The organism is Streptomyces sp. NPDC005820 (assembly GCF_040630255.1).
In the GTDB taxonomy this organism is placed as follows: domain Bacteria; phylum Actinomycetota; class Actinomycetes; order Streptomycetales; family Streptomycetaceae; genus Streptomyces.
Genome location: NZ_JBEXXE010000042.1, coordinates 48627 through 68790 on the forward strand (window position 1 = coordinate 48627; position 20164 = coordinate 68790).

At 72.3% G+C, this 20164-nt stretch carries 14 protein-coding genes and 1 pseudogene; 7 read left to right on the top strand and 8 right to left on the bottom strand.

The features are described 5' to 3' along the window. Positions 1-33: 33 nt before the first annotated feature. Positions 34-1536 (bottom strand): CehA/McbA family metallohydrolase, encoded by a 1503-nt coding sequence (locus ABZ464_RS39020; RefSeq protein WP_359285877.1) that lies wholly within the window; start codon positions 1534-1536, stop codon positions 34-36. A gap of 121 nt (positions 1537-1657) precedes the next feature. On the opposite strand from ABZ464_RS39020, the gene ABZ464_RS39025 reads away from it, so the two are divergent. From ABZ464_RS39025 to ABZ464_RS39035, 3 genes are all read left to right on the top strand, one after another. Beyond that, positions 1658-2584 (top strand): LLM class F420-dependent oxidoreductase, encoded by a 927-nt coding sequence (locus ABZ464_RS39025; protein WP_359285880.1) that lies wholly within the window; start codon positions 1658-1660, stop codon positions 2582-2584. A 68-nt stretch (positions 2585-2652) separates the two neighbouring features. Then, positions 2653-5256, top strand: coding sequence for a bifunctional FO biosynthesis protein CofGH (locus tag ABZ464_RS39030; RefSeq protein ID WP_359285883.1), 2604 nt, complete (start codon positions 2653-2655; stop codon positions 5254-5256). Positions 5257-5311: 55 nt separating this feature from the next. Further along, on the top strand, positions 5312-5893 hold the full coding sequence (locus ABZ464_RS39035; protein ID WP_359285885.1) for a L,D-transpeptidase: 582 nt from the start codon (positions 5312-5314) through the stop codon (positions 5891-5893). A gap of 19 nt (positions 5894-5912) precedes the next feature. On the opposite strand, the gene ABZ464_RS39040 is transcribed toward ABZ464_RS39035, so the two are convergent. Further along, a complete protein-coding gene (locus ABZ464_RS39040; protein WP_359285888.1) occupies positions 5913-6437 on the bottom strand; it encodes a DUF2165 domain-containing protein in 525 nt (174 codons plus the stop codon). Between the two features lie 105 nt (positions 6438-6542). On the opposite strand from ABZ464_RS39040, the gene ABZ464_RS39045 reads away from it, so the two are divergent. Further along, a complete protein-coding gene (locus tag ABZ464_RS39045; protein ID WP_359285891.1) occupies positions 6543-9869 on the top strand; it encodes a tetratricopeptide repeat protein in 3327 nt (1108 codons plus the stop codon). A 132-nt stretch (positions 9870-10001) separates the two neighbouring features. After that, complete coding sequence (locus ABZ464_RS39050) at positions 10002-11120, top strand: ADP-ribosylglycohydrolase family protein (protein ID WP_359285894.1); 1119 nt, start codon at positions 10002-10004, stop codon at positions 11118-11120. Here ABZ464_RS39050 and ABZ464_RS39055 read toward each other — a convergent pair. Beyond that, the gene (locus ABZ464_RS39055; protein ID WP_359285897.1) at positions 11082-11432 is read right to left on the bottom strand and encodes a cupin domain-containing protein; all 351 of its coding nucleotides are present in this window, start codon (positions 11430-11432) and stop codon (positions 11082-11084) included. The genes ABZ464_RS39050 and ABZ464_RS39055 overlap by 39 nt on opposite strands. Here ABZ464_RS39055 and ABZ464_RS39060 point away from each other — a divergent pair. After that, positions 11352-11759 (top strand): zinc ribbon domain-containing protein, encoded by a 408-nt coding sequence (locus tag ABZ464_RS39060; RefSeq protein WP_359285899.1) that lies wholly within the window; start codon positions 11352-11354, stop codon positions 11757-11759. The genes ABZ464_RS39055 and ABZ464_RS39060 overlap by 81 nt on opposite strands. 9 nt (positions 11760-11768) lie before the next feature. Here the strand turns inward: ABZ464_RS39060 and ABZ464_RS39065 are convergent. The 3 genes and pseudogenes from ABZ464_RS39065 to ABZ464_RS39075 all read right to left on the bottom strand — a co-directional run. Then, positions 11769-11855 (bottom strand): annotated as a pseudogene (locus ABZ464_RS39065) (helix-turn-helix domain-containing protein); the annotation flags it as partial. A gap of 25 nt (positions 11856-11880) precedes the next feature. Then, positions 11881-13440 carry a sodium:solute symporter family protein gene (locus ABZ464_RS39070; protein ID WP_359285902.1) on the bottom strand — a complete coding sequence of 520 codons (1560 nt, stop codon included), beginning with the start codon at positions 13438-13440 and terminating at the stop codon, positions 11881-11883. A 140-nt stretch (positions 13441-13580) separates the two neighbouring features. Next, positions 13581-14366, bottom strand: coding sequence for an SDR family oxidoreductase (locus tag ABZ464_RS39075; protein ID WP_359285903.1), 786 nt, complete (start codon positions 14364-14366; stop codon positions 13581-13583). Positions 14367-14443: 77 nt separating this feature from the next. Between ABZ464_RS39075 and ABZ464_RS39080 the strand changes: the two genes are divergently transcribed. Further along, a complete protein-coding gene (locus ABZ464_RS39080; RefSeq protein WP_359285906.1) occupies positions 14444-15283 on the top strand; it encodes a hypothetical protein in 840 nt (279 codons plus the stop codon). A gap of 53 nt (positions 15284-15336) precedes the next feature. On the opposite strand, the gene ABZ464_RS39085 is transcribed toward ABZ464_RS39080, so the two are convergent. Further along, positions 15337-17250 (bottom strand): MFS transporter, encoded by a 1914-nt coding sequence (locus ABZ464_RS39085; protein ID WP_359285909.1) that lies wholly within the window; start codon positions 17248-17250, stop codon positions 15337-15339. Between the two features lie 184 nt (positions 17251-17434). Next, positions 17435-19954, bottom strand: a complete 2520-nt coding sequence (locus ABZ464_RS39090) for a serine hydrolase (RefSeq protein WP_359285911.1) — start codon at positions 19952-19954, stop codon at positions 17435-17437. Positions 19955-20164 lie beyond the last annotated feature (210 nt).

Consider the following 20164-nt stretch of genomic DNA (forward strand, 5'->3'; position numbering starts at 1 on the left):
ATCGCGGGCGGCACCGCACCCGTCCGGCGCCCCTCACCTCCCCGGGAACCCCAGGAACACCGGATTCGTGAACGCGGCCAACGCCCCCGGCAGCGGCCCCGCCGCCACCTCGTGCCGTACCTCGGCCCGTACGTACGCCGCGTACGCCGGGGTCGTACGCCACTCCACGACGCCCGCCCCCGACACCGGCAGCGGGGCGCTCGTGAACACCACCCCCTCGTCGGTCACGAAGCGGACCGTGCAGCGCGGGGCGCCCGTCGTCTCCAGACGGACCGTCACCGGGGTGTCGGCGTCCACCCGCAGCCGCTCGCCGATGCCCGCCCGCTCGCCTCTGCCGTCCGTCACCGTGAAGGACAGCGACACCGCGCTCGACTCCGCCACGTACACCCGGCCCGCCCGGATGCCCTCCTGGATCGCCTCCCGGGTGAGGGCGTCCGCGAGGACCACGGTCTGGGGCAGGCCCACGACGTCCGGGTCCCGGTGGGCGTCACTGTTGCCCACCGCCGGAAGCCACCGCGCCGAGCCGCCCCGCAGGGTCGCGTCCCACTCCGCCAGCGTCACCTCGTCGTCCGGGGTGTAGGGCCCGTTCCACACCTCCACCGCGTCCGCCTCCCCGAAGCCGAACTTCCAGGAGCAGCCGATGCAGGTGGCGTGCGGATGGGCCGGGATCACCAGGCCGCCCGCGTGGCGGATGCGGCGCGCGAAGCGGGCGAACCGGCCGTCGCGGGCCCGGTAGCGCCAGTCCACGAAGGTGCCGGGTGCCGTGCCGACCGCCAGGACATGGCCGTTGCGGGTGGTGATCTCCTCGCCGAGCAGCACCAGCAGATCGTCGCCGGCCACGTCCGCCCACGCCCCGTGGCCCGCGTGCGTGTTGTGCTCGGAGGTGTTGACGAAGTCCAGGCCCGCCGCCCGGGCGAGGGCGCCGATCTCCGCCGGGGTGCGGCGGCCGTCGGAGTACCAGGAGTGCAGGTGGCAGTCGCCCCGGTACCAGGCCCGGCCCCGGCCCGCGGCACGGGACGGCGGGTAGGAGGGCGGCACGGCGGGCCCCGGTTCGCCGTGGGTCAGCGTGACCGTGATCTCGTACGTCAGTCCCTGCGGCGCCACCGTGTAGGGGCCGAGCGCGATGTGCCACCGGCCCTCGTGGACCGGGCCCGCGACATAGCCGGGCGTCGCCTCGTCCGCCCGGACGAAGAACTCCGTGCGCGCGCCGCCCGACCAGCCCCGGAAGCCCGCCCCGCCCAGCTCGGTGCCGCGCTCGTCGAAGAGGCCGATGTCGAGCGCGTTGCCGGGGGTGCCGGCCGGGACGGCGGGGCGGTCGTAGGTGTACGACACCCTCAGCTCCCGTACGCCCGGCGGCACGTCGACCGGGACGTACACGAAGTCGGGGGAGCCGGGCGGCAGGGTGCCGCGTACCGTCCTCGACCCCGGCTGTCCTTCGGCGGCTGCGAAGCTCACGTTGCCCAAGGTAAGCGCGGCGGCGGTGCCCGTCGCCAACACCGTCCGGCGTGCCACAGGGTTGTCATGCGTGTCCGTCACGAAGTCACCCTCTTCGGAATGCGATCAATGCCGACCGGTCGGTATGGACACCGGCCTCTTCTCCCGGTACAGATGAACCGGCCCAGATGAACACAGAGGAACCGGCACCGAAAGGCCCGCCATGCGCATCGCCGTAACGATCTTCCTCACCGACGAGACGATCACCCCGACCCGCCTCGCCCGTGAGCTGGAACAGCGCGGGTTCGCCGGGCTCTACGTGCCCGAGCACACGCACATCCCCGTGGAGCGGACCACCCCGTACCCGGCGGGCGGCGAACTGCCCCGCGAGTACGGCCGTACCCTCGACCCGTTCGTCGCGCTCGGCCAGGCCGCCGCCGTCACCGAGCGCCTCGGCCTCGGCACCGGCATCACCCTCGTCGCCCAGCACGACCCGATCGACCTCGCCAAGCAGATCGCCACCGTCGACCACCTCTCCGGCGGCCGGCTCACCCTCGGCCTCGGCTTCGGCTGGAACGTGGAGGAGGCCGCCGACCACGGCGTCGAGTGGCGGACGCGACGGGAGCTGGTGCGGGACCGGATGGCGCTGATGCGCGCGCTGTGGAGCGAGGAGCCGACCGCGTACGAGGGCGCGTACGGATCCGTCCGGGCCAGCAGTGCCCATCCGAAGCCGGTGCAGCAGCCGCGCGGGCCGGTCGTCGGGCCCCGCACGCTCGTCGGCGGGGCCGCCGGGCCCAAGCTGTTCGCCCACATCTGCGAGTACGCCGACGGCTGGCTGCCGATCGGCGGGCGCGGGCTGTCCGAGACCCTGCCGGTGCTGCGCGCCGCGTGGGCGGACGCCGGGCGCGAGCCGGAGGCGCTCCAGATCGTGCCGTACGCCGTCCACCCCTCCCCGGGCAAGCTCGCGTACTACGCCGACCTCGGCATCGAGGAGGTCGTGCTCCAGCTGCCGCCGGCCGGCGAGAGCGAGATCCTCAAGGTCCTCGACGCGTACGGCTCCTACGTCACCGGCTCCTACGTCACCGGCTCCAGTGACACCGGCTCCAGTGACACCGTTTCCAGTGGCACGGTTTCCAGTGACACCGTGTAACGACCTGCGGTGAGGGACGAATCGGGCTCCCCCACCGGCCCTGATCAGCCCGAACGTATGCTCAAGAGATGACGACTTCCGCGACCTCCGGAACCGGCCCCGGCCCCCTTCCCGGCCCCACCGAGAACTCCATGCGTCGCGCTCTCAAACGTGCCCGGGACGGCGTCGCGCTCGACGTGAGCGAGGCGGCCGTCCTGCTCCAGGCGCGCGGCGAGGCCCTCGACGACCTCGCCGCGTCCGCCGCCCGGGTGCGCGACGCGGGCCTGGCGGCGGCCGGCCGGCCGGGCGTCATCACGTACTCGAAGAGCGTCTTCATCCCCCTCACCCGGCTGTGCCGGGACAAGTGCCACTACTGCACGTTCGTCACCGTCCCCGGCAAGCTGCGGCGCGCCGGACACGGGATGTTCATGTCCCCGGACGAGGTGCTCGACGTGGCCCGGCGCGGTGCCGCGCTCGGCTGCAAGGAAGCCCTCATCACCCTCGGCGACAAGCCCGAGGACCGCTGGCCCGAGGCGCGCGAGTGGCTCGACGCGCACGGCTACGACGACACCATCGCCTACGTCCGCGCCATCTCCGTCCGGATCCTGGAGGAGACGGGACTGCTCCCGCACCTCAACCCCGGGGTGATGTCCTGGACCGACTTCCAGCGGCTGAAGCCGGTCGCGCCCAGCATGGGCATGATGCTGGAGACGACCGCCACCCGGCTGTGGTCGGAGCCCGGCGGCCCCCACCACGGCTCCCCGGACAAGGAACCCGCCGTACGGCTGCGGGTCCTGGAGGACGCGGGCCGCTCCTCCGTCCCCTTCACCTCCGGGATCCTCATCGGGATCGGCGAGACGTACGAGGAGCGGGCCGAGTCGCTGTTCGCGCTGCGCCGGATCTCCCGCGCCCACCACGGCATCCAGGAACTGATCATCCAGAACTTCCGCGCCAAGCCGGACACGGCCATGCGCGGCATGCCGGACGCCGAACTCGACGAGCTGGTCGCGGCGGTGGCCGTCGCCCGCCACCTCATGGGCCCGTCCGCGAACCTCCAGGCCCCGCCCAACCTGGTCGCCGGCGAGTACGAGCGGCTGATCGGGGCGGGCATCGACGACTGGGGCGGGGTCTCCCCGCTGACCATCGACCACGTCAACCCCGAACGCCCCTGGCCGCAGATCGAGGAGCTGGCCGCACGGTCCGCGGCGGCCGGCTTCACGCTGCGGGAACGTCTCTGCGTGTACCCCGAGTTCGTCACCCGCGGCGAACCCTGGCTGGACCCCCGCCTGCTGCCGCACGTCCGCGCGCTCGCCGACCCGGCCACCGGTCTCGCGGTGCCGGACGCGGTCGTCGAGGGCCGGCCGTGGCAGGAACCGGAGGAGGTGTTCACCGCCTCCGGCCGGACGGATCTGCACACCGCCATCGACACCGAGGGCCGTACGACCGACCGGCGCACGGACTTCGACGAGGTGTACGGCGACTGGTCCGCCCTGCGGGAGGCGGCCGCCCCCGGCATGGTGCCGGAGCGCATCGACACGGACGTACGCCAGGCGCTGGCCACCGCGGCCGACGACCCGACCCGCCTCACCGACGCCGAGGCGCTCGCCCTGCTGCACGCGGACGGACCGGCGCTGGACGCGCTGACCCGGATCGCCGACGACGTCCGCCGCGCCGCGGTCGGCGACGACGTCACCTACATCGTCACCCGGAACATCAACTTCACCAACGTCTGCTACACCGGCTGCCGTTTCTGCGCCTTCGCGCAGCGCCGCACCGACGCCGACGCCTACACGCTGTCCCTCGACCAGGTGGCGGACCGCGCGGCGCAGGCGTGGGACGTGGGCGCGGTCGAGGTGTGCATGCAGGGCGGCATCCACCCCGATCTGCCCGGCACGGCCTACTTCGACATCGCGAAGGCGGTGAAGTCCCGGGTCCCCGGCATGCATGTGCACGCCTTCTCCCCGATGGAGGTCGTCAACGGCGCGACCCGCACCGGCCTGTCGATCCGCGAGTGGCTGATCGCCGCCAAGGAGGCGGGCCTGGACTCCATCCCCGGCACCGCCGCCGAGATCCTCGACGACGAGGTCCGCTGGGTCCTCACCAAGGGCAAGCTGCCCACGGCGACCTGGATCGAGGTGATCACGACGGCCCACGAGGTCGGCATCCCGTCGACCTCGACGATGATGTACGGCCATGTCGACCAGCCCCGGCACTGGCTCGGGCATCTGCGCACCCTGGCCGGCATCCAGGAACGGACCGGCGGCATCACCGAGTTCGTGACACTCCCCTTCATCCACACCAACGCGCCCGTCTACCTGGCCGGAATCGCCCGCCCCGGGCCGACGATGCGCGACAACCGGGCGGTGACGGCGATGGCCCGGCTCCTGCTGCACCCGCACATCCCGAACATCCAGACCAGCTGGGTCAAGCTCGGCACCGAGGGCGCGGCGGAGATGCTGCGCTCCGGCGCGAACGACCTCGGCGGGACCCTCATGGAGGAGACGATCTCCCGGATGGCGGGCTCCTCCTACGGCTCCTACAAGTCCGTCAAGGACCTGATCGCGGTCGCCGAGGCCGCCGGCCGCCCGGCGCGCCCGCGCACCACCCTGTACGGCGAGGTACCGGAGGAACGGCAGCGCGCCGCCCGGGCCTCGGACGGGCATCTGCCGGAACTCCTGCCCGTGCTGGAGTGAGTACGATGATCCGACCCCCATCGGAGGGGCTCTGTAGCCGAGGAGATGCGTGCCCGTGCCTGCCCGACTTCCCTCGTCGATCTGGGTCACCGGTCTGACGGTCGGCGCGATCGCCGCGGTCGGTGTGCTGACGGTGCAGGCCGAGCGGGGCCCGCATCCCACGGCCGCCGCGGTCCGCCCGGGCGCGTCGGCGTCCGCCGCGCCGGGAGCGAAGGCGTCCGCCTCGCCGAAGGCCTCGGCCGCCCCGGCCGCGACCGAGGTGCCCGAGGCCTCGGGCACCGGCCGCCGGATCGTCTACGACCTCTCCGACCACCGGGTCTGGCTGGTCGACGCGGACGACACGGCCCGCCGTACCTTCACGGTCTGGCCGGGCACGGTCGCGCCCGTGCCCGGCACCTACACGATCTCCGTCCGCAAGGACACGACGACCGGTTCCGACGGCGTCGAGATCGAGCACATCATCTACTTCTCGGTCGTCTCCGGCGTCAACATCGCCTTCTCCAACGCCGTCGACGGCGCCTCCCCGCCCCCGGCCACCGCCGGCGCGAAGACCGGCGGCATCCGGATGCCGAAGGCGGACGGGTCGGCCCTGTGGGCGTTCGGCGACCTCGGGACGAAGGTCAGGGTCGTCGAGTAGCCGAGCATCCGGGCGGCGCTCAGGCGGTGTCCCGGCGCGCCTCCCGGTACGCCAGCAGATCGACCAGCAGCACGACCCCGCTGAGCACGAACACCCGCGTCGCCGCCTCCAGCCCGTTCCAGGTCTTCGACTGCCACATCGAGAACCACTCCCCGCCGATCGCGATGAACCCGGCGCCGAACAGCAGCATCAGCATCAGCAGGCCGTACGTCGAGAAGGTGTGCGCCCGGGCGAGGTCCCGGCGCGCCCAGAACCAGGTCCCGGCGGCCAGCACCACGGCGGCCACGGTCTCCCACGCGATGATCGCCACGTACGCGGCGTCCTGCAGCCCCTTGCTCGTCACCGCCCGCCACATCAGGTCGTCGTCCTTGAAGGTGTCGTCCATCGCGAGCACATGCCGTACGAACTGCTGGTTCGTCCCGAAGTCGGTGATGTTCCCGAACGCCACGAGGGCGATGTAGAGGGCCACCGTGCCGGTGAGCAGGGTGGCCGTGAGCGGAAGGACGCGTGAGGTCTGTGTGATACGTGCGGTGGACGTGGTCATGCCGGATCCCCTACCCCGTCAAGTCGTCGGTGTCCCCTCCGAGTTGAGGTGCGTCACAATGGGTGCGCCCGACGTCGGGGGACGTCCGGCGGAAAGGGCCTAACGATGGCGCGGACCCAACGGTCGACGCAGGAGCTGATCGCACGGCGCAGACGTCAGGGCTTCGTCGGACGGGGCGCCGAGCGGGCCGCCTTCCGGGAGAACCTGGACCTGCCGCCGGACGACGAGCGGCACCGCTTCCTGTTCCATGTGCACGGCAACGCCGGCGTCGGAAAGACCTTCCTCGTACGGGAGTTGGAGCAGCTGGCGCGGGAGCGGGGCGCGCCCACCGCGTACATCGACGAGTCGGTCGGCAGCGTCCCGGAGGCGATGGCGGAGCTGGCGGAGCAGTTCGCCCGGCAGGGCCACCGGTTCAAGGAACTGGAGCGGCTGCTCGCCGCCCACCGGGAACGGCGGCACGAGGCGGCGGCGGTCGTGGCGGCCGGGACCGAGCCCGGTGAGCCGTCCGCCGCGAGCATGGCGGCGGCCCGCGCGACCCTGGTGGGGCTCGGCCTGGTCCCCGGCATCGGCGCCTTCGCCGGAGCCCTCGACCCGGCCCAACTCGCCCAGGGCGCCGACCGGTTGCGCGCCGGACTCGGCTCCCGCCTGCGCAGCCAGGAGGACGTGCAGCTCGTCCTGGCCCCCGAACGCGTCCTGACGCCCGTCCTGCTCAGGGAACTCGCCGACACCGCCTCCGAAGTCCCCTGGATCGTCCTGGTCCTCGACACCTATGAACGCACCGGCCCGGTCCTCGACGGCTGGCTGCACGAGGTGCTGACCACCGACCGGTACGGCGCGTCCCTGCCCGAGAACACGGTCGTGGTCACCGCCGGACAGCTCCCCCTCGCCCCGGCGCGCTGGGGAGGCCTCGCGGACTTCGTCACGGAGGTCCCGCTCGGACCGTTCACCGAGACCGAGGCACGCGGACTGCTCGCCGGCAAGGGAGTGGTGGCGGAACCGGTCGTCGCGGACGTGCTCCGGCTCACCGGCGGGCTGCCCCTGCTGGTGTCCACCCTGGCCGAACAGCGTCCCGCTGACCCCGACGACATCGGGGACCCCAGCGCCACCGCCGTGGAGAGGTTCCTGAAGTGGGAGCAGGACCCCTTGCGCCGGGCGGCCGCCCTGACCTGCGCGTTCCCGCGGCGACTGGACGCGGAGGTGTTCCGTGCGGCCGCCGACTGCCCGGAGGAGGGCGCCGACGCGCTCTTCGGCTGGCTGCGCGGCCTGCCCTTCGTGGACGACCGGGGCACCCACGTCCGCTACCACGACCTGGTGCGGGAGCAGATGCTGCGGCTCCAGCGGCGCCGCTCCCCGCGCGGCTGGACCGAGCGGCACGACCGGCTGGCGGAGGCGTTCGGACACCGACGCGAGGAGGCGGCCGCCGACCTGGCGGCCGACGACGAGTGGGAGCACGAACCGTGGCGTGAACTGCGGCTGGAGGAGACGTACCACCGTCTGTGCGCCCGGCCGCGTGCCGTTCTCCCCGAGGCCCTGCGCGACGCCGTGGCGGCCTGCCGGGAGAGCCCGGTGATCGGCCGCCGCTGGGCCCGCACGATGGAGGAGGCGGGCGGCGCGGCGGACGCGCCCGCCGTACGGGACTGGGGCCGGGCCCTGCGTGAGGCGCTCGCGGACGACACGGCCGGGGTGACGGCGGCGGTACGGCTGCTGCTGGACCGGCCGGGGCTCGACGACCGCGGCCGGGCGATGGCGCACGCGCTGCACGGCCGGGAACTGCGCGGCGACCACCGGAACGAGGACGCCCTGGCAGCCTACGACCGGGCGCTCGAACTCGATCCGACCCTCGTCAGGGCCCACTACGGCCGGGCGGTCACCCTGCAGGCGACGCACGACTTCACGGAGGCCCTCGCGGCCGTCGACCGGGCGGACCGGCTGGCCCCCGACACCTACTGGATCGTCGCCGAACGCGCCGAGACCCACCGGCTGGCGGGCCGTTTCGAGGACGCGGTCGCGGAGTTCGACCGAGCCCTCGCTCTCCACCCGGACCATGACATCGCCCTGGCCGGCCGGGCGGCGTGCCGGCACGCCCTGGGCCGGTTCGACGAGGCCCTCGCGGACTTCGACCGGGCGATCCGCCTCGACGAGAACTACCTGTGGGCGCGGGTGCGCAGGGCGCGACTGCGGGGCGCCCGGGAGCAGTGGGACGAGGCGTTCGCCGACCTGGACCAGGTGGTGGCCCTCGCGCCCGACTCCGCCTGGGCGGCGTCCGAGCGCGGCGACGCCTACCGGCAGGCGGGCCGCCACGAGGACGCGGTCACCGAACTCGGCCGTGCCCTCGCCCTCGAACCCGACCACACCTCCGCGCTCGCGAGCCGTGGCGCGTCCCGCCTCGAACTGGGCCGCGCCGAGGAGGCCCTGGCCGATCTGAACCGGGCCGTCGAGCTGTACCCCGACTACATCTGGGCGCTGGTGCGCCGGGCCCGGGCGCGGCGGCTGCTGGACGACCTGGACGGCATGTTCGAGGATCTGCGGCGCGTGGAGGCACTGGACGGCGAGGACGGCTGGGCCGCCGCCGAACTGGGCGAGGCGTACCGGCTCGCGGACCGGCCCGAGGAGGCGGTGACCGCCCTGCGGCGTGCCGTGGAGCAGGACCCGCGGTACGACTACGCGTGGGCCTCGCTGGGGGCGGCGTACCACTCCCTGAGGGACCACGCGCAGGCCCTGCGCTGTCTGGACCGGGCCCTGGAGCTCGACCCCGACTACCGATGGGCGCTCGCCCGCCGGGCTCGGGTGGGGGTGGCCACCGGGCGCCTGGAGCAGGCGCTGGCCGACGTGGACCGCTGTGCCGCTCTCGGCCAGGAGGCGGACTGGGCCCGCCGTACCGCCGTGGAACTGCTGATGCACCAGGAACGGTGGGAGGAGGCGGCTGCCCGGCTGTCCGGCTCGGACGGGGCCGCGCTGCCGGACGACGAGGCGGAACTGCTCCGTGCCGAGCTGCACTGGCGGACCGGGGAGTGGACGGCGGCCCGCGAGGCCGCCGAGCGGATACGCGCGACGGATCCCCTCAACGGCGTCTACCTGCTGGCCCTGACGGCCGGCCGGGCGGAGGGGACGCGGGCGGCCGAACCTCTCTGGCGGGAGTTCGCACAACTGGTCCCGCAGGACGGCAGACTGACGGCCGGGGAACTCGTGTCGGCACGGTGCATCGCCGCCTGCGCCCTCTCCGACTGGCCCGAGGCCGACCGCCGGCTCGCCGAGGCACCGGCCGCCGACCAGGACTGGGACGACCTGGCCAACCTCGCCCAAGCCCTCACCGACCTCCTGAACAGCCCGGACGCCGACACCACCCGCCTCACCCCCCGCCTGGCCCGGGTCACGCGGGCCCGGGACGCCCTACGGTCGCGTCACACGGACCTGCCGCCGCCACCCCCCTGACGCGACGGCCGATGCCCGGACCTCCACCGGGCCTGCACCACCCCTCCACCCACCGCATGCCCGTGACCCCGTTCGATTACAGTGACGGACGTCGTACGTACGGACGGTGCCCGGTGGCCTTGGGAGGACTTGGTGAGTACGACATCAGGGGCCGTCTGGGGCCGTGCCGAGCAGCAGGACTTCCGCAGCCGGGTGCGCGGCACACTGCTGGGGGCGGCCGTCGGGGACGCGCTCGGGGCCCCCGTCGACGGGCTGGGGATCGAGGAGATCCGGCAGGTCCACGGGCCGGACGGGGTCGTCGACCTCGCCCCCGCCTTCGGGCGGCGCGGTGCCGTCACCCACCAGACCCAGCTCACCCTGTTCACCGTGGACGGGCTCATCCGCGCCCAGGTGCGGCGCGACATCGGCGCCTGGCATCCGCCGACCGATCTGCACCGGGCGTATCTGCGCTGGGCGGTCACCCAGCGCGACTGGGGCCCCGACCTGCGCCGCAAGGACGACGGCTGGCTGGCCCGCGAGGAGTGGCTGTACGCCCGCCGCGAGCCGACCCGCCCGCTGCTCATGGGGCTCGGCGACGACCGGATGGGCACGCTCGACGACCCCAAGAACCCGGCGGCCGACGGGCCCGAGCCGCTGGCCCGCTCCGCGCCCTTCGGGCTGCTCGTCGGCTGGGAGCCGCAGCTCGTCGCCCAGCTCGCCGTGGAGTGCGCGGCCCAGACCCACGGCCACCCGGCGGCGTATCTCTCGGCGGGCGCGTACGCCGTCACCGTGCACGCGCTGGCCCGGGGCGAGGACGTGGACGGGGCGGTGCAGCGGGCGCTGGCGCTGCTGGTGGCGCGGCCGGGGCACGAGCTCGTCTCGGAGGCGTTGCAGCGCGCGCTGGGCGCCGTACGGCAGGGGCTGCCGGGGCCGGCGCGGGTCGCGGAACTGGTGGGGGAGGGGCGGGCGCCGGGCGTCCTGTCCGCCGCCGTGTACTGCGCGCTCGTCGCGGAGGACGTCCGACACGGGCTGCGCCTCGCGGTGAACCAGGGCGGTCCCGCCGCCCCGACCGCCTGCCTCACCGGTGGACTGCTCGGCGCCCTGCACGGCGAGACGGCCCTCCCGCCGGCCTGGCTGGCCGAGCTGGAGGGCCGTCCCACGATCCTGGAACTCGCCGACGACTTCGCCATGGAGATGACGCAGGGCCCGGCCCTGCACAACCCGGCGGGCGCGTCACCGGGGTGGCTGGCCAGGTATCCGCGGGGAATCTGACCCGGCGGGACCGGCGGGACCGGCGGTCGAGGGGCCGGTGCGGACGACGGCCTGGTCTCCCCGTGGACCGAACAGGTGCAGGATCTCCACGTCGCCCGTGTCCGCGGGGCCGAACCAGTGGGGCTCGCCGGTGTCGAACTCGGCCACTTCGCCGGGCCGCAGCGTGAAGTCCCGCGCCCCGAGGACGAGGCGTAGCCGGCCGGCGAGGACGCAGAGCCATTCGTAGCCCTCATGGGTGACCAGTTCCGGCGGGCGGGGTGCCAGTACCTGCTTGAAGACCTGGACTCGGCCCGGGTACTGCGTCAGGGGCACGAGGACGCTCCCGCGCTCCTTGCGCAGCGCACCGGACACAAGGCCCCCGGCCGGGTCGAGGACGTACCCGCCCCCTACACATCTCTGCGGTGCAGTAGTTGCGGATGGATCGACAAGAACTCGCGCAAGAGCCAAGCCGAGTTCGTCTGTTCGTCCTGCGGCTTCACCTGCAACGCGGACACCAACGCAAGCCACAACGTCGCGGCAGGACAGGGCGGGATCCCCCGCCCCCGGCGAACAGCCGGTGCCGGAGGGACGACACCGCCCACGCGGTCGAAGAACGTCCGTGAACCTCAACCCAAACAGGTTGGAATCCCGCTCTTTTGAAGAGGGGGAGGATGTCAACCGGGACAGTGTGCTGACCGAGATCCCGGTCGTGGCCGCGAGTGCCTCGAGCGTGAGTCCCCGTTCCCGGCGCCGACGCCCTGCAGGGCGCGTACATCCGGGACTAGTCCTTCGCCGGTACGGCGTCCCGCGGGCCCGGGACGGCCGCCGCCGCGCCCGAGGAGTCGCCGTCCGTGTTGATCTTCTCGATGAGGGCGAGCCGCTCCGGGGTGTCCTCCGGCTTGATGAAGCCCACGAGGATGTACAGGACGAGGGAGACGGCCAGCGGGATCGAGACCTGGTACTGGAGCGGGACCCCGCCGTCGACGCGCTCGTCGATCGGGTAGTTGACCAGGTAGAAGGCCAGCAACCCCATCGACCAGCTGGCCAGGGCCGCGGTCGGGCCGGAGCGGCGGAACGGCCGCAGCAGGCCCAGCATCATCGGGATCGCCATCGGCCCCATGAGCCCGGCCACCCACTTGATGACGACGGTGATGATGTCCTTGAAGGTGGGCGAGTTGACCTGGGTGGCCGCCGCCATGGACAGGCCGAGGAAGACGACGGTCGTGATCCGGGCGACCCGCAGCCCCTGCCCCTGGTTCCAGGTGCGGGCCCGGCGCCACACCACCGGCGCGCAGTCCCGGGTGAACACGGCCGCGATCGCGTTGGCGTCGGAGGAGCACATGGCCATGGTGTGGGAGAAGAAGCCGACGACGACCAGGCCCAACAGGCCGTGCGGCAGCAGCTGTTCGGTCATCAGGCCGTAGGAGTCCGAGCCGTCCGGCTTCTGCGCGGTGACCAGCAGCGGTGACATCCACATGGGGAAGAACAGCACGACCGGCCACACCAGCCAGAGCGCCGCCGAGAGCCGCGCGGAGCGCTCGGCCTCGCGTGGCGTGGCCGTGGCCATGTACCGCTGGGCCTGGTTGAGCATGCCGCCGTTGTACTCGAAGAGCTTGATGAAGAGGAAGGCGAGCAGGAAGACCGTGCCGTACGGGCCGACCAGCGGCTTGCCGTGGCCCTGGAGCGCCGGCTCGTCCCAGACGTCGAGGAACCCGATGCCCTTGTCGTTCAGCTTCAGGACGACGGCCACGAACATCGCGACGCCGGCCAGCAACTGGATGACGAACTGCCCGAGTTCGGTGAGCGCGTCGGCCCACAGCCCGCCGATCGTGCAGTACACGGCGGTGATGGCGCCGGTGATGAGGATGCCCTGGTTGAGGGAGATACCGGTGAAGACGGACAGCAGGGTGGCGATGGCGGCCCACTTGGCGCCCACGTCCACGATCTTCAGCAGCATCCCGGACCAGGCGAGCGCCTGCTGGGTCTTCAGGTCGTAGCGGTTCTTCAGGTACTCGAGCGGGGAAGCGACATGGAGGCGCGAGCGCAGCCGGTTGATGCGCGGCGCGAACAGCTTGGAGCCGATCGCGATGCCGAGGGCGATGGGGAAGGACCAGGTGACGAAGGAGGTGACGCCGTAGGTGTAGGCGATGCCCGCGTACCCGGTGAACATCACCGCGCTGTAGCCCGACATGTGGTGCGAGATCCCGGACAGCCACCAGGGCATCTTGCCGCCCGCGGTGAAGAAGTCGCTGACGTCGTCGACGCGTTTGTGCGACCAGACGCCGATGGCGACCATCACGCCGAAATAGCCGATGAGCACGGCCCAGTCGAGACCGTTCATGTGCGCCCTCCCAGGGTTCAGCCCGGCGCTCATCGTGGGCGCTGTTGCGTGGACACGACAAGGAACCGTAAGGTCAAAGGGAGGTAAAAGTATTCGGTATGGTGGCCTGTGTTCACCTACGTGAACATGATGTGTGGGCCTCAGCGCATCAGCTCCCCGGCGTTGACCAGCAACGACTGTCCGGTGATCGCCCGCGCCCGGTCCGAGGCCAGGAACACCGCCGCGTCCGCGACGTCCCCGTCCGTGGCCAGGTCGGGCAGCGCCATCCGGTCGGTGAGCCGAGCGAGGACCTCGTCCTCCGGTACGCCCTCCGTCGCCGCGGTGAAGTGGACGTAGGCCTGGACCGGAGGGCCCCACATCCAGCCGGGCAGGACCGTGTTGACCCGGATGCGGTGCGGGCCGAGCTCCCGCGCCAGCGAGTACATCGCGCTGGTCAGCGCGCCCTTGGAGGCCGCGTACGCCGCCTGTCGCACCTGGGAGGGGGCCGCGACCGCGGACTGGGTGCCGATGAAGACCACCGATCCGCCCCGCTCCCTGAGACCGGGCAGGCAGGCCCGGGTGATCCGCAGCGATCCCAGCAGGTTCACGTCGATGACCGACTGCCAGGTCGTGAAGTCCGCGTCCTCGAGTCCGCCGAAGTAGGAGTCCCAGGCGGCGACCTGGACCACCGCGTCGATCCCCCCGAACCGCTCCAGCGCCAGCCCCGCCAGCGCGTCGCACTGCCCCTCGTCGGTGATGTCGGTCGCCCGCCACGCGGTGTGCGTCCCGTCCGGATCGATCTCTGCCGCGCTCTTGGCGAGATTCGCCTCGGTCCGCGCGGCGAGCACGGCGTTCCCCCCGTCCCGTACGACCGCCGCGGCGACCTGGTGGCCCAGGCCCGCCCCGACCCCCGAGACGACGACCGTCCTGTCGGCGAGCAGTGACATCGGGACCTCCCTGACCCTGGCGCATTGTCTGACGGAGCGTCAGAGTATGGTCCGCCCGCCGAGGAAGGGGAAGACGCATGAGCGAGGAGACCCGCAGCGAGACGTACGCCGAGCTGGCCGCCGTGGGGCCGTACGGGGTCCGGCCCGGCCACGCCCTGATCACCATGGTCGAACCGCACCCGGGCCACGAGTACGCCTACAACCGCTGGTACGAGGACGACCACTACTACGCCGGCGCGATGGCCATGCCCTGGATGTACGCGGGACGGAGATGGGTGGCGACCAGGGACCTGCAACTCCTCCGCTGTCCGGAGAAGTCCGCGATCGCCCAGCCCGTCACCGCCGGCTGCTACCTCTCCACCTACTGGATCACCGACGGCCGCTACGACGACCACATGAAGTGGACCGTCGCCATCAACAAACGCCTCAACCGCGACGCCCGCGTCTACCAGGACCGCACCCACGTCTTCACGGCCTTCCAGGACCACGCGACGACGGTCTACCGCGACGGCGCGGCAGGCCCCCGCGACCACCACGCCCTCGACCACCCCTACGCCGGGCTGGTGCTCGAGGTCATCGACAGCGACTCCCCCGAACAGCGCGCCGAACTCCTGGAATGGCTGCGCGCCCGCCACCTCCCGAAGCGCCTGGCCGGCTCCCCGACGGCCATGGTCACCGTCTTCCGCCCGACACCCCTCCCCGGCGACCGCATGACCTACGTCAAGCAGGTCGAGGGCGTCGACACCCGGCTGACGCTGCTGTGGTTCCTGGAGAGCGACCCGAGGGAGTGCTGGGCGGACCGCTTCACGGGCCTGGAGGCAGAGATCACGGGGTCGGGCCTGGGGAGACTGGAGCTACTGGCCCCGTTCATCCCGACGGTGCCGGGGACGGACCGCCATGTGGCGGACCTGAGATGACCGCGGCCCATCCTGCCCAGCCGTAAACGGGTGGTGGGTACGCCCACACCGACTCAGGGTGACTTCAACTCGTCGGGACACGGAGTGCCGCGCGGCAGCTGATACGGCGCGGCAAGCCGGTACACCCCGGCCTTCGGGGCCAGCAGCACCGTCCACTTGTCGCCCTGCGGATCCTCCTCCGTCTCGTAGAGGCAGCCGTTCACGTTCGTGTAAGTCTTCGGCTCGCCCTCCGCGCGGTTCTTGGAGGCCTCCGTCTCCTGGGGCGGCTTCAGGCTCTTGCCCTCCGCGTCGACGACGCTCAGCCACGGCGAGTACGGGATGCGGATCAGCACCCGGCCCGCCTTCTTCACGTCGATCGTCATCTCGCCCTGCTCGGCCCGCTGCACGACCGCGTAGGGCTCGGCGAGCGGCGCCGGGTCGGTGACCTTGAAGAGCTGCCAGTTGGCGTCGCCCCAGATCTGCTCCAGATAGGGCAGCCCCCGCTGGATCAGCTCCCGCTCCCGTTCCCCGCCGTCCCCGTCCAGCGCCTCCTTGGGGACGACGACGTAGTGCACCGCCCACCGCTGGAGCCACTCGTGGTAGTTGGCGGAGTTGAGCGTGTCGTCGTAGAAGAGGGGGTTGCGCTCCATGTCGGCCTGCCGGTTCCAGCCCCGGGCCAGGTTGACGTACGGCGCGAGCGCGGACGCCTCGCGGTGGGAGCGGGCCGGGACGACCTCGACGCGGCCCTTCTCGGCGCCGACGCCCTGCAGCTCGTTGACGAGCGGCGCCAGCTCGCGGGCCCAGGAGGCCGCCGGGGTCGTACGGATGACGTCGTCGACCGACTTGAAGCCGATCCAGCCGACGAACCCGAGCGACGCGACGACGATGACGTACCACTTGCGGCTGCGCGGCACCGCGAACGGCAGCGCGGCCGCCAGCACCACACCCGAGAACAGCATCGCGAGCCGCGTGATGTTCGACCCGATCTGGGAGCTGATCAGCCACACCCCCAGCACCCCCAGGCCGTACACCGCCGCCGTGATCCGCACGGTCTTCCAGTCGCGCGGGACGACGAAGAAGACGATCGCCGCGTAGATGAACGGCAGCGACGCCGAGCCGATCGACATCGGCTGGGTGCCGGAGAAGGGGAACAGCCAGGCGGAGACGGCGACGACGGCGGTCGGGGCGAGCCCGAGCGCCCAGGCGCCGGGCCGCCGCTTCTGGAGGAACAGCGCCGCGGCGACGATGCCCACGAACAGCCCCGCCACCGGCGATCCCATCGTGGCGAGCGCGGCGAGCGGGGCGGCGCACAGGGCCTTCGCCCAGCGTTTGTAGCGCCAGCGGTACGGCCAGCAGAACACGACGGCCACGGCGCCCAGCGCGAACATGTTGCCGAGGCCGAAGGTGACGCGCCCGGACGCGGCGTTGCAGAGCAGGGCGAAGACCCCGGCCAGCGCCGGCCACACCGGGTTCTTCACCGGACGGCAGCGCAGCAGGACGAGCGTGAGCAGGCCGGCCGACAGGGTGCCGGCGATCATCATCGTCGTACGGACGCCGAGAACCGACATCAGATACGGCGAGATGACGCTGTACGACACCGGGTGCATCCCGCCGTACCAGGCGAGGTTGTACGCGGAGTCGGGGTGCCGGCCGACGAACTCGGCCCAGGCGTCCTGCGCCGCGAGATCGCCGCCGCTGTTCGCGAACGTGAAGAACCAGATGAGGTGCACGATCGCGGACAGCGCGGTGACGGAGAGCACCAGGTGCCGGCGGAGGAATCCGCCGAGCCGGTCGAGCGCGGCGCGCGGGCCCGGCTTCGCCGGGTCCTGCGGCGCGGCGGCCTGCGCCGAGGCCTTCGTCGGGGCCGTCATCGCGTCGTGCGGGTCATGGTCGTGCTCGCCGGACTGAGGTGCGGGCAGCTTGATGCGCGGGCCGGTGTCCGGGCCCGGACCGGTGTCGTCGGCGCGTGTCGGCTCCGCAGTGGCCACCTGAAGGCACTCCCCGTGTCCCGTCTTCTGTTCTCGGTCGCGCCCTGTTCGCGTCCGCTTCACGGCAGCGTCGTTGCGACCGGCGACCTGTCCCGTTTCGCGACGCTAGCACGCACCCCGCCGGGCGGCTGCCCGGCGGGGTGGCGAGAGGTACGGACGCGGCCGACGGGTCGGCCGGGTCGGGTCAGCCGAGTCGGGTCAGCTTGTCCTGGAAGCCCGGTTCGACGAGATCGCTCTCCAGGGCGACCGGGACCTTCACCGCGCCGCTGGTGCCGTCCCCGACGGTGAGCGTGCCCACCTGGGTGCCGGCCTTCGCGGTGTGCGGGACCTCGTCGGCGGCGAACTTCAGCTTCACCGTCAGCCCGGCCCAGCCGACCGCCGTGACGTCCTTGGTGACGACGACCGGGGTGTGGCCGCCGAGTTGGTCGTCCACGTATCCGACGACATCGCCCTTCTTCACGATCTTCGCCGAGGCCAGCGCCTCCTTCGCGGCCGTCAGGGCCGTCTGGCTGACCTCGTTGACCGTCTTGAGGATGGTCGGCTTGTGCTGGCCGAGGATCGCGCCGACGACGGTGACCGTCTCACCGCCGACCTCCTTGCGGGCGGCGAAGAGGAGGTTGCCGCCGGCCGCGGTGGTGGAGCCGGTCTTGATGCCGATCGCGCCCATCTTGTAGGGGAGCTCGTTGTAGTTCGAGAAGTACTGCCCGGAGGGGTCGGTCCAGCTCGCCGCGCTGGTGATCGCCACGAGGGCCGGGATCTTCACGACCGCGTTGCCGAGCTTCACCTGGTCCTCGGCGGTGGAGACGGTGGTCTCCTTCAGCCCGGAGGGGTCGGTGTACGTCGTGTTCGTCATCCCGAGTTCCTTGGCGGCGGCGTTCATCTTCTTGACGAACGCGGCCTCCGTGCCCCCGTCCCAGCGGGCCAGCAGCCGGGCGATGTTGTTCGCGGACGGGATCATCACCGCCGAGAGGGCCTGCTGGAGCGTGAGCTTGTCGCCGGCCTTGACGCTGTTGAGGGTGGACTCGCCGGTCTGGTCGTAGCCGCCCTCCTTCTCGGCGGTGGCGTCGACGGTGATGCTCGGGCCGTCCTCGCCCGTCTTCAGGGGGTGGTCCTTGAGGACGACGTACGCGGTCATCGTCTTGGCCACCGAGCCGATGGCGACGGGGGTCTGCTTGCCGAAGCTGTCCATCGTGCCGACGCCGTCGACGTCCATCCAGCCCTGGCCCTCGTTCGGCCACGGCAGGGAGAGCTTGCCGCCCTCGAAGGTGTACGAGTCCTTCGCGGTGAGCGTCAGCGCGGTCGCCGGGAGCGGGCGGACGGCCTGCACGACTGCAAACACGATCGCCAGCAGGATGACCAGCGGCGTCCAGATCTTGACCCGCCGGCCGAGCGTGCGCATCGGGGTCGGCGGGGGCGGCGGGGTGTTGGTCAGCTCCGCCAGCAGGTCGATCGGCGGCTTCGGCGGCAGCGGCTGCTGAGTCGTCCGCTCGGGGCCGATCTGGGGCACCAGCGCGGTGACGGCGGTGATGTCACCGCTCGCCTTCGGGGGGCGCGGCTCGTCGAGCGGCTTGAGCGCGACGAACTTGCTGGTCCGCTCGGCGGGCGGGGGAGTGTCCGCCTCGGGCTCGTCGGCCTTGGGCTCGTCCGCCTTCGGCTTGAGGGCCCCGCCCAGCTTGAGCATGGTGGTCGGCTGGTCCACGGCGGGCTTGGGCCGGGGGGCCTTGAAGACGGCGGTGGGCTGGTCGACGGGAGAGTCGTCGGCCTTGTCTTCCTTCTCGCCTCCGGAGGCCCACTTGGGCACGGGCTTGGCGGAGGGGGCGGGCTCGTCGTCGTCCTGCGCGCTGTCGGTGTCCGTACGCAGGTCTGCCCCGGAGGACTCCGGAGCCGAGTCCTCCGGACCCTCCGCGCTGCCCTTCTCGTCGGCGTCGCCCGCGGAACCGTCCAAGGGTTCCGAGGCGGCACCGGCGTCCGAACCGTCAGAACCGTCAGAACCGTCAGAAGCGGCACCGGCGTCCGAACCGTCCTCGGCGTCCCCGGAACCGTCCGAGCGCTCGGAGGTGTCCTCGGGCTCCTCCGAGCGCTCCGAGCCCGCCGAGGCGTTCTCCGTGTCCTCGCGGTCCTCGCGGTCCTCGCGGTCCTCGGGGGCGTCCGGGGCGGTCTCGGTGTCCTCGGGGCTTCCGGAGCTCTCGGGGCCCTCAGAAGGGCTCTCAGCGCTTCCCTCGGCCTCGTCCACGCCCTCGGCCCCATCGGCCTCCACGGCCGCGTCCTCGGGCTCCTCGGCCTCCGCGGCCGCAACCTCGGGCTCCTCGGCCTCCGGGGCTGCGTCCTCTGGCTCCGGGCGAGCGTCCTCAGGCTCGGGCTCAGGACGGGCGTCCTCGGGCTCAGGACGGGCGTCCTCGGGCTCAGGACGGGCGTCCTCGGGCTCAGGACGGGCGTCCTCCGGTTCCTCGGGTTCCGTACGTTCCTTCGGCTCCTCGATCTCCAGTTCGCGTACGGAGAAGACCCGTGTCGCCGTGTCCACCCCGCCCCGCGAGCCGGATTCCGCGGCCGAGGCCGCCGGGGCCCCGTTCTCCCGGGCCACCGCCACCCGCGGATCGCGGACCTCGCGGGCCTCGCGTGCCTCGGGAACCGTACCCGCGCTCCCCGACGTCGGTTCTGCCGACGACTCGCGCTGCTTCGACCTGTCGGGGGACTCGCCCGCCACCGATGCCTCCTTGTGCCTGTCGAACCGTGAACGCCCGCCCCGGACCCGCCTCGGGGCGCTGTCCGAACCATGTACCAGTGTCCTGTGTAGAGGGCTTGGCTCCTGCGGTAGACGAGAACGACATACCTACTGGTTCCACTACAAACAGGTCACGCACCCTCGACAGACCAATGTGAGAGGGGTCACCCTGTCATTCATCCACGCGGGGAG